General features: G+C 58.0%; 9 protein-coding genes and 1 tRNA gene. 8 read left to right on the top strand and 2 right to left on the bottom strand.

Going from position 1 to position 8757, the window contains the following annotated elements:
• Window positions 1-153 precede the first annotated feature (153 nt).
• Window positions 154-225, bottom strand: a tRNA-Gly gene (locus B3M32_RS12130).
• Window positions 226-373: 148 nt separating this feature from the next.
• Between B3M32_RS12130 and infC the strand changes: the two genes are divergently transcribed.
• The 8 genes from infC to B3M32_RS12090 all read left to right on the top strand — a co-directional run bounded on the left by infC (window position 374) and on the right by B3M32_RS12090 (window position 6388).
• On the top strand, window positions 374-964 hold the full coding sequence (gene infC, locus B3M32_RS12125) for a translation initiation factor IF-3 (protein WP_173554866.1): 591 nt from the start codon (window positions 374-376) through the stop codon (window positions 962-964).
• Window positions 965-984: 20 nt separating this feature from the next.
• On the top strand, window positions 985-1182 hold the full coding sequence (gene rpmI, locus B3M32_RS12120) for a 50S ribosomal protein L35 (RefSeq protein ID WP_072812865.1): 198 nt from the start codon (window positions 985-987) through the stop codon (window positions 1180-1182).
• 11 nt (window positions 1183-1193) lie between these two features.
• Window positions 1194-1544, top strand: coding sequence for a 50S ribosomal protein L20 (gene rplT / locus B3M32_RS12115; protein ID WP_072812868.1), 351 nt, complete (start codon window positions 1194-1196; stop codon window positions 1542-1544).
• A gap of 352 nt (window positions 1545-1896) precedes the next feature.
• On the top strand, window positions 1897-3195 hold the full coding sequence (locus B3M32_RS12110; RefSeq protein ID WP_290747258.1) for a M16 family metallopeptidase: 1299 nt from the start codon (window positions 1897-1899) through the stop codon (window positions 3193-3195).
• Between the two features lie 2 nt (window positions 3196-3197).
• Window positions 3198-4058: a hypothetical protein gene (locus tag B3M32_RS12105; protein ID WP_290747256.1), complete on the top strand. Its 861-nt coding sequence runs from the start codon at window positions 3198-3200 to the stop codon at window positions 4056-4058.
• On the top strand, window positions 4055-4504 hold the full coding sequence (locus B3M32_RS12100; protein WP_290747254.1) for a S24/S26 family peptidase: 450 nt from the start codon (window positions 4055-4057) through the stop codon (window positions 4502-4504). The genes B3M32_RS12105 and B3M32_RS12100 overlap by 4 nt, the downstream gene beginning before the upstream one ends.
• Window positions 4494-4763, top strand: coding sequence for a PqqD family protein (locus tag B3M32_RS12095; protein ID WP_290747253.1), 270 nt, complete (start codon window positions 4494-4496; stop codon window positions 4761-4763). The genes B3M32_RS12100 and B3M32_RS12095 overlap by 11 nt, the downstream gene beginning before the upstream one ends.
• Entirely contained in the window at window positions 4760-6388 is a 1629-nt protein-coding gene (locus B3M32_RS12090) for an ABC transporter ATP-binding protein (RefSeq protein WP_290747251.1), read from the top strand. The genes B3M32_RS12095 and B3M32_RS12090 overlap by 4 nt, the downstream gene beginning before the upstream one ends.
• A gap of 71 nt (window positions 6389-6459) precedes the next feature.
• Here B3M32_RS12090 and B3M32_RS12085 read toward each other — a convergent pair whose 3' ends face one another.
• Complete coding sequence (locus B3M32_RS12085) at window positions 6460-8514, bottom strand: DEAD/DEAH box helicase (protein ID WP_290747250.1); 2055 nt, start codon at window positions 8512-8514, stop codon at window positions 6460-6462.
• Between the last annotated feature and the right edge of the window lie 243 nt (window positions 8515-8757).

The raw sequence follows: 8757 nt of genomic DNA, 5'->3' as shown, positions 1-8757 counted from the left end.
GTCCAACTTTTTGGGGTCAGTTCAGGAGAGGGGGTAGCGGAAGATGCGGCTAGATGGCGGGTCGCGGCCCGCCATGACGGCGTAGCTGGAGCGAGGGGGAGGCGTCCCCCTTCAAAATGGTGCAAAAAAAGACCTCCCAAAGGGAGGTCCAAGAGCGGCGGACCGGGATCGAACCGGCAACCATTAGCTTGGAAGGCTAAGGCTCTACCATTGAGCTACCGCCGCAATTTAGTCCAAATGTACAAAAAAAAGCCTGTTTTTAAAGGGGTTTTCCGAAAAGTATTGGAAAATTATTTAAAACTTGCTAAATTTTCGCCCACGTTTAACATTCATACAGAGGTCATACTTGTATCCCAATCCGCGCGATCGTCGCATGCCTAACCGTCCCAGCGATGGGACCCGTACCAACGAAGATATCCGTATCTCCCCGATACGTCTCGTGAAGGAAGATGGCGAGGCCGTCATCATCGAGACGAGCAAGGCACTGCAGATGGCGAAGGACGCCGGACTGGACCTGGTGGAAGTCTCCCCGAATGCGAAGCCGCCTGTCTGCCGCATCATCAACTACGGCAAGTACAAGTTCGAGCAGGTCAAGAAGGCGAAGGCTGCCAAGGCCAAGCAGCACGTGGTGAAGCTGAAGGAAATCAAGATGCATCCGAAGACTGCGGAGAACGACTACCTGTACAGGATCAAGCAGGCGGCTGAGTTCTTGCAGGACGGTATGAAGGTGAAGCTTATCATGCAGTTCCGTGGGCGCGAGATGGCGCACATGGATTACGGCAAGCGCCTGATGGAACGAGCCAAGGAAGACTTGCTCCAGTACGGCGATCTGGAAATGGACTCGAGGGTGGAAGGCAACACGATGCTTTCTATCTACGGTCCTAAACGTGGTGCGGGTCAGGCCAAAAAGCCCGACCAGGCACCGAAGCCCGCAACCGAGCCAAAGGCAGCAGGTGAGGCTTAACATTAACCTACGAGGTACAAATGCCTAAAATGAAAACACACAGCGGTGCTAAGAAGCGCTTCCGCGTGACGGGTTCCGGCCACGTCAAGTTCAAGCGCGCTGGTATGCGCCACATTCAAGCCAAGATGACCACTAAGCGTAAGCGCAACCTTCGTAAGGGTGCACTCGTCAAGAAGGTCGATACCTATCACGTCAAGCGTCTGCTTGTAGTAGCATAAGGAGAGTAAGAATGCCACGCGCTAAAACCAGAGTTCCTTCCCGCGAACGCCGCAAAAAAATCCTCAAGGCCGCCAAGGGTTTCTATGGCCGTCGCAAGTCGAACCTTCGCCTTGCCATTGACGCCGTAGCCCATGCTGGTCAGTATGCCTACGCTCACCGCCGCGACAAGAAGGGCACGTTCCGCTCCCTGTGGATCGTCCGCCTCAATGCCGCCGTCCGTGAACACGGCATCAGCTACAGCCAGTTCATTTACAAGCTTTCCAAGGCCAACATCCAGATGAACCGCAAGGTTCTCGCGGACATGGCCGTCGCCGATCCGGAAGCATTTGCCAAGGTCGTCGAAGTCGTGAAGGCTGCTTAATAGCTGCTGTTAGCACAACGCGAGAAATTGCACCCTGCTCTGCAGGGTGCTTTTTTGTGCGGATTAAGGCGATGGCCATGGTGAGCCGGAGTCGCCAGGCGTAAGCTGGCGATGTAGGCGAGAGCATGCGAAATACCGGAGGTCTCGGTTCCCGATGTAATGAGCGTGCGGTCGTGTAACCGCCGTCGCCGATCCGGAAGCATTTGCCAAGGTCGTCGAAGTCGTGAAGGCTGCTTAAGTCCTGACTTAGCGAAAACGCGAGAAATTGTCCCCTGCCGGTAGAACGGCGGGGGACTTTTTTGAATACGCGACGGTCGGCAAGGCCATGTGTGCTTTTCTAAATTTCCCCGTGATGAAGAACTCCCAGAAAACTGTTTACCGGCGCACGGAGTTGCCGAACGGCGTTGTCGTGCAGACGGACTATATGCCGCACGCCTATTCCGCGTCCGTGGGGGCGTGGCTCCCGCGCGGATCCCGCCACGAGAAGGCGGACGAATTTGGATTGAGCCATTTTTACGAACATCTTGTTTTCAAGGGCACGGAAAACCGTTCCGCCCTGGATATCGCGCGAAGCGTCGAGGACCGCGGCGGTAACCTGGAAGCGTACACGACGCGCCAGGAGACGGGCTTTTACGCGAACGTCGTCGCCGAAGACGTGCCGCTCGCGGTAGACGTGATTGCCGACATGCTCATGAACCCGCGCTTCGAAAAGTCCGACATGGAAAAGGAACGCAAGGTCATTGTCGAGGAGATCCACAGCTACGACGATATTCCCGAGGAACTGGCGGGCGACGTGTTCAACGCGGCACACTTTGCGGGTTGCGGCATTGCGCATTCCATTACGGGCAAGGCGCGCGACGTTCGTTCGTTGACGCTGGAGCAGATGTGGGAATACGAACGCCAGGTGCTCGAGGATTTCCCGATTGTCGTGTGCGCGGCGGGCAAGGTGGATCACGACGAACTGGTGGACTTGTGCGCGAAGAAGTTCAAGCGCAAAAAACGCGGGAAGGTGTTTCCGCACGACGAGTACAGGAGCCGCGGCAGCATCAAGATCGTGGGCAAGCAGGACATTACGCAGTCGAACTTGTTCTGGGGAACGAGCTTCGGTTACGAAAAGCTTGACGAGAAGACGCGCTATGCGGTTTCGCTGTTCAACGTGGCCGTGGGGGCCGGGATGGCGAGCAGGCTCTTCCAGAAGATTCGCGAAGAGAACGGGCTTGCGTATTCCGTGTATTCGACCGTGGACGTTTACCGCGACTGCATGGACTGGGGCGTTTCGCTCGCGACTGAACCGCGCCAGCTCAAGAAGGCCTTGGCGCTTGCGATTGCGGAGACGCAGGGCTTTTTGGAAAACGGCTTTGCGAAGGATGAACTTGAACGCACGAAGGCGAACGTGGTAGGCTCGCTGCGCCTGGGGGCGGACTTCCCGGAAAAGAGGATGATGCGCCTTGCCGAGCAGACGTTGCACTTGGGAGGATTCCATCCGATGGAGGCTTCCGTCGAGGGAATCTTGAAAATGGAAGAAGCCGAGGTTCTCGAAATCGTCCGGGATGTTTTCGGGAGAAGCGGATACACAATTGCCGTGGTGCAGCCCGATAGCGTGAAGAAGCCCGACCTTTCGCAGTATTTGCCTTTTGCGGCGGGAGCTTGACCATGACGAACTTTTTCAAGGTGGCGGGACATGTGTTCTCGATTGGCACGGACAGGGATATCCGTCCGCTGCTCGACAACTACGAGCCGTTTGCGGTCGAGCCGTGCGACGGCGTGGCGTTTGCGGTAGAGGTGCAGGATTCCGGCGCGAAGATCGAGTTTGCCGAAGAAACTCGCCAGCAGGACGAAGGCCAGGAAATCGTTTGCGGCCACACGGCGGACGGTTCTTCGGTCTTTGAATTCTTTCTCGGCAGCAGGTTGACCGGGACGCTCGTCTGCAGTGACCGGTACCGCCGCGGGACGCTCTACCTTGCGGGTGCGGCAGACAAGTTTGCCGTGAACAATTCGATGATGGTGATGTATGCGCTTGCGACGGCGGGCTCGGGGACGGCGCTGTTCCATTCGGCTATCGTGAGCCAGGGTGGCCGCGGCTACATGTTCCTCGGCAAGAGCGGTACGGGCAAGAGTACGCATGCGCGGCTCTGGCTCCGCCATGTCGAAGGTTCGGAACTCGTGAACGACGACAATCCCGTGGTGCGCCTGCAGCCGGACGGGGCGTGGGTTTACGGGTCGCCCTGGAGCGGGAAGACTCCCTGCTACAGGAATGTCGCGGTGAAGCTGGGCGGGATCGTCTTGCTGAGCCAGGCGCCGTACAACAAGATTGTAAGGCTGGGTGGCGTGCAGGCGTATGCCGCACTGGTGCCGAGTATTTCGGGGAAGCGCTGGGACCGTGCCGTGGCCGACGGCTTGCACGCGACCGAGAATGCGCTTGCCATGGGCGTGAAGGTCTGGCATCTGGAATGCTTGCCCGACGAAGAGGCTGCAAGGCTCTGTTTTGAAACGGTGAAAGGTGAGAGCAAGTGATTGACGATGCGCAGATAATTGCCGAGGCGATAAGGCTGGTCGATGACGGCGTAAGCGTGACCTTCCCGGTCGCGGGGCGGAGCATGCTCCCGTTTATCGTGGGCGGCAAAGAAAGCGTGGTGCTTGTGAAGCCCGAGGCGGTGAAGGTCGGCGATATCGTGCTCGCGTTCGTGGACGGCTCGCGCTACGTGGTGCACCGCGTTATCCGAATTGAAGGCGACGCTGTGACGGTCATGGGCGACGGTAACCTCGTTGGCGTGGAACGTTGCAAGGTTGCCGATGTGAGGGCGATTGCGACGCATGCGGTGAACGCCCGCGGAAAACGCCGTTCTTTCGGCAATCCGCTGCGCCGGGCTGCGGCTTGGGTGTGGGTACGCCTGCGTCCGGTGCGAAAATGGTTACTTTTAGCATATCGCGTGTACGAGAAGGTATTTTATGAAAATTAAGAAAGGCTTTGTATTGCGTGAAGTTTGCGGCGAGCAGGTGATTATGGGCGAGGGCCTCGGCGCCCTCGATTTCGGGAAACTGCTTTGCCTGAACGAGACGGCGGCATGGCTGTGGAATCGCGCTATGGACGCGGGTGAATTTACGGTCGATGGCCTTGCGGAAGCCCTTTGCGGTGAATACGATGTTTCGCCGGAACAGGCGCGCACGGATGTCGCGGCCATCGTGGCCGAGTGGCAGAAGGTCGGCGTGTTGGAATGAAGTACGTAGCATGGCTGTGGCGGAATACACGGGGGACGCGCCTGAACAGTTGCGTCCGTATCGTGTTCGGTACCGCGCAGGTCGTGCTCGGACTTTTGATGGTATGGCTCTCCAAGCGATTTATTGACGAGACTATACACACCGGGAGCAGGGAAGATGTCGTGCAGATGATTGTCCTGCTCGCGCTCACGGTCGTTGGCCGCATATTGCTGCGCCAGGTCTACTATTACATGACGACAGTCGCGACGACCTACAAGTCGAACGAACTCAGGCTGAATTTGTTCGCGAAGCTTTTTTCCAGGCGGCTTTTCGACGAAAAGGAACTCCATTCCGGCGACGTGACTTCGCGACTCTCGAAAGATATCGATTCTGTTTCGGGCGTGGTCGCCGATACGCTGCCGCAGATGGTGGTGACGGCGATTCAGCTGTTGGGCGCCTTCTTGCTCATGCGGTTCTTTGACGCGTGGCTTGCCTGGGCGCTCGTGATTTTTACGCCGCTCGCCATTGTCCTCGGGAAGTTCGTCGCGAGGCGCCTGCGCCGCATGACTCTCGATATCCGCGAAAAGGAAAGCCGCATCCAGATGCATGTGCAGGAGGGTGTTGAATACAATGCCGTGCTGCGTTCTCTCGGCAGCGAACAGTGGATGGCCGACCGCCTTGATTCCATGCAGCAGGAACTCAAGGGCAACGTGCTGCGCCGTACGCGTTTCTCGGTGATTACGCGGTTCATGCTCGGCCTCGCTTTCGGTGGCGGCTACCTCGCGGCGTTTGTCTGGGGCGGTCTCGGCCTTTACCACGGTACGATTACCTTCGGCGTGATGACGTCTTTCTTGCAACTGGTCGGGCAGATACAGCATCCGATTCTGCAGCTGTTGAACATGACGCCGCAGGTGATACATTCGACGGCGAGCATCGAGCGGCTCGAGGAACTGGAGGAAGGGTCCGAGGCTGTTGCGGAAGGTGGCAACCATCCGCCTATGCCACGTGTTGGAATCAGCGTGGAGAACGTCTCTTTCCGCTATGCGAAGGGGGACCGTCAAATTCTTGAATGTTTCAGCCATGTCTTTGAACCCGGCAGCAAGACGGCGCTCATGGGCGAGACCGGCATCGGCAAGACCACGTTGTTCCGTTTGATTCTCGGGTTCGTGAAGCCGGAGTCGGGAAGGATTCTCGTCTGGCAGAACCGAGGTGACGCAGGTTTCGTTGCGGACGAGACGACCCGCGAAAATTTCGTCTTCGTGCCGCAGGGCAATTCCCTGATGAGCGGAAGCATCCGCTATAACCTGCAAGTCGCAAAGCCTTCTGCGACCGAGGAGGAACTGCGCAAGGTGCTGCATACGGCTTGTGCTGAATTCGTGGAAGAGTTGCCAGACGGCCTCGATTCCGAACTCGGTGAACGCGGGCTCGGCCTCAGCGAAGGGCAGGCGCAGCGCATCGCCATCGCCCGCGGGCTACTGCGCGATGGTTCCGTCCTGTTGCTTGACGAAATAAGCTCGTCGCTGGACGAGAAGACGGAACGCGAACTTTTCCGCCGCATTTTCGAGGCGTTCCCGCAGAAGACGATGATTTTCATTACGCACCGCAAGGCGGTCGTCGAGCTCTGCGACGATGTCGTAGAACTTTAGAACCGTCGTGCGGTTCATCAAGAACGTCGCGCAGTTCAATAAAAGCTTCGCTTACTAGGACCGTCGCGAAACTAGTGCCTGCCGAAACGTCGCGTCTTGCGGAACGGCTTGTCGCCGGACTTTTCGCGGAAGGGCTTGTCTTCGTACATTTCGGGTTTGCGGTCTGCAAACATCCGCGCCCTGCGGGCCTTGCGATTTTCGTGGGGCCGTTCCGTTTCGAACTTTTTGCCACGGTGGAAACTCTTGGATTCGCGGGGGCGTGTGCCAGGAAGCGGGCCTTCGGGCGGTTCGTCCGTCATGACGCGGAAGCGTGCGTCGTTGCCGCGGATGGTCATTTCGGAAAGATGGTCCAGCACGTCCTGGGAAAGCGTCTCGGGCAGTTCGACGGTGCTGAACTTGTTGAACAGCTTGATGCGCCCGATGAGGCTGCTGCTGATGTTGCCTTCGCCGGCGATGGCGCCCACGATGTCCTTTGGCGTCACGCGGTTCAGGCGGCCGACTGCCAGGTAGTATCGCAGGAATCCTTCCTCGACACCGTTGGCGCCTTCCTTTCTTTCCTTGCGGTCGCGAGGCTTTTCGTCGCCTTCGAATTCGGCATCCCTGTCCTTGCGGTTTCTTTCGCGACGGTCCTTGGGCGTGTCGAGCGGAGCGAGTTCCGGAAACAGCGGTTGCTTCTTCTGGTACATCTTGATGGCCGCGGCAGCGATGTCGACCGCGGAGACGGATTCGGCATCTTCTTCGGTTGCGCTCTCGTTTACCATGTCCTGCACGAGTTCCTTGAACTGTTCCAGTTCACCGCAACTGATGACACTCTTGACTTTTTCCTTGAATGCGGAGACGCGCTTCGCGCTGATCTGTTCCGATGTCGGGAGCGCCATGGCCTCGATGGGCTGGCGTGTCGCCTTCTCGATGGCCTTGAGCAGGCGGCGCTCACGGGGAGTGATAAAGAGGATGGCGTCACCGCTTCTACCGGCGCGACCGGTGCGCCCGATGCGGTGCACGTAGGATTCCGTGTCGTAGGGAATGTCGTAGTTCACTACGAGCGAAATGCGGTCTACGTCGATACCGCGTGCGGCGACGTCGGTCGCGACGACGATATCGAGCTTGCCCATCTTGAGGCGGTTGATGGTTCGTTCGCGCATTGTCTGCGCGAGGTCGCCGTTGAGGGGGGCGACGGTGAAACCGCGGCTCTCGAGTTTCTCGGCGACTTCGGTGGTGTTCTGCTTGGTGCGCACGAAAATCAGGACGCCGTCGAATTCCTCGCCCTCCAAGACGCGGGCGAGCGCCTCGATCTTGTTCTCGCTGCGGACGAGCAAGAAACGCTGTCGGATGTTTTCGACCGTGGTCGTCTTGCCTTCTATGCGAGCCTCTTCGTAATCGCCGAGGTGCTGGTCGATAATCTTCTTCACGTCGTCGGGCATGGTGGCGCTGAACAGCGCGCGTTGGGCGTCGGCCGGGATTTCCTTGAGGATGGTCTCGACGTCTTCCATGAATCCCATGTCGAGCATTTCGTCGGCTTCGTCGAGTACGATGGCCTTGACTCCTGAAAGGACGATGGAGCCGCGCTTGATGTGGTCGATGAGGCGTCCTGGCGTGGCGACGATGATGTTCGCCTTGCGCTTGAGGGCTCGCAACTGGATGGCGATGTCCTGCCCGCCGTAGACGGGGACGACATGGACCTTCGGCATCTTGACGGCATATTGCTGGATGGCTTCTGCAACCTGGATGGCAAGCTCGCGGGTAGGAGTCAGTACGAGGACGGATGTCTCGTGGCCGTTGAAATCGATTCGCGAAAGGAGCGGCAGGGCGAATGCGGCTGTCTTGCCGGTGCCGGTCTGGGCGGTACCCAGCAGGTTCTCGCCCTGCAACAACGCAGGGATTGCCTTGGCCTGGATGGGCGAGGGAGTTTCGTACCCGGCCATCTTGACGGCTTCGAGGACTTCTGGCGAGAGTCCGAGGTCGTCGAAAGTGACTAACGACTCGTCGGCTTCTTCTTCGGCAAAATCTTCGTCTGCAGAATCCCCGTTGGCGGCGATTTCCTTCAGGAAAGCGTCTGCTTCTTGTGCGAAGCCTGTTTTGGAGTCAATATCTTCTTCAGGAATACGTTCTTCGGTATTCGGTTCCATAATACACCTTCAGGACCCGTAAACTTCATCTGCGGCCCATGCCGCACTATCTCTAAGAAAAGCCCCGAAGCGCACCCGCGCCTATAAACCTGAAGTCTGTTGGGATCCGTATTTATTGGATTTGTGTCCAAATGTAGAAATTGCGCCTGAAAATCAAAGGGTGGGCGAGAAGTCTTTGAGAGAGACTACGTTTCTTCTCTACGAGAGAGTCGCCTCCTGTCTCTCTACGAGAGAGTCGCCTCC

Origin of the sequence: Fibrobacter sp. UBA4309 (genome assembly GCF_002395745.1) — a bacterium.
Classification (GTDB): domain Bacteria; phylum Fibrobacterota; class Fibrobacteria; order Fibrobacterales; family Fibrobacteraceae; genus Fibrobacter.
Note: the sequence above shows the minus strand (reverse complement) of the source record. Positions and strands in the feature narration are given on the sequence as shown.

Bases quoted from the DNA above. Each gene is read 5' to 3' on its own strand.
- infC (WP_173554866.1), top strand. From the start codon at position 374: ATGCCTAACCGTCCCAGCGATGGGACCCGTACCAACGAAGATATCCGT.
- rpmI (WP_072812865.1), top strand. From the start codon at position 985: ATGCCTAAAATGAAAACACACAGCGGTGCTAAGAAGCGCTTCCGCGTG.
- rplT (WP_072812868.1), top strand. From the start codon at position 1,194: ATGCCACGCGCTAAAACCAGAGTTCCTTCCCGCGAACGCCGCAAAAAA.
- B3M32_RS12110 (WP_290747258.1), top strand. From the start codon at position 1,897: ATGAAGAACTCCCAGAAAACTGTTTACCGGCGCACGGAGTTGCCGAAC.
- B3M32_RS12105 (WP_290747256.1), top strand. From the start codon at position 3,198: ATGACGAACTTTTTCAAGGTGGCGGGACATGTGTTCTCGATTGGCACG.
- B3M32_RS12095 (WP_290747253.1), top strand. From the start codon at position 4,494: ATGAAAATTAAGAAAGGCTTTGTATTGCGTGAAGTTTGCGGCGAGCAG.
- B3M32_RS12090 (WP_290747251.1), top strand. From the start codon at position 4,760: ATGAAGTACGTAGCATGGCTGTGGCGGAATACACGGGGGACGCGCCTG.
- B3M32_RS12085 (WP_290747250.1), bottom strand. From the start codon at position 8,514: ATGGAACCGAATACCGAAGAACGTATTCCTGAAGAAGATATTGACTCC.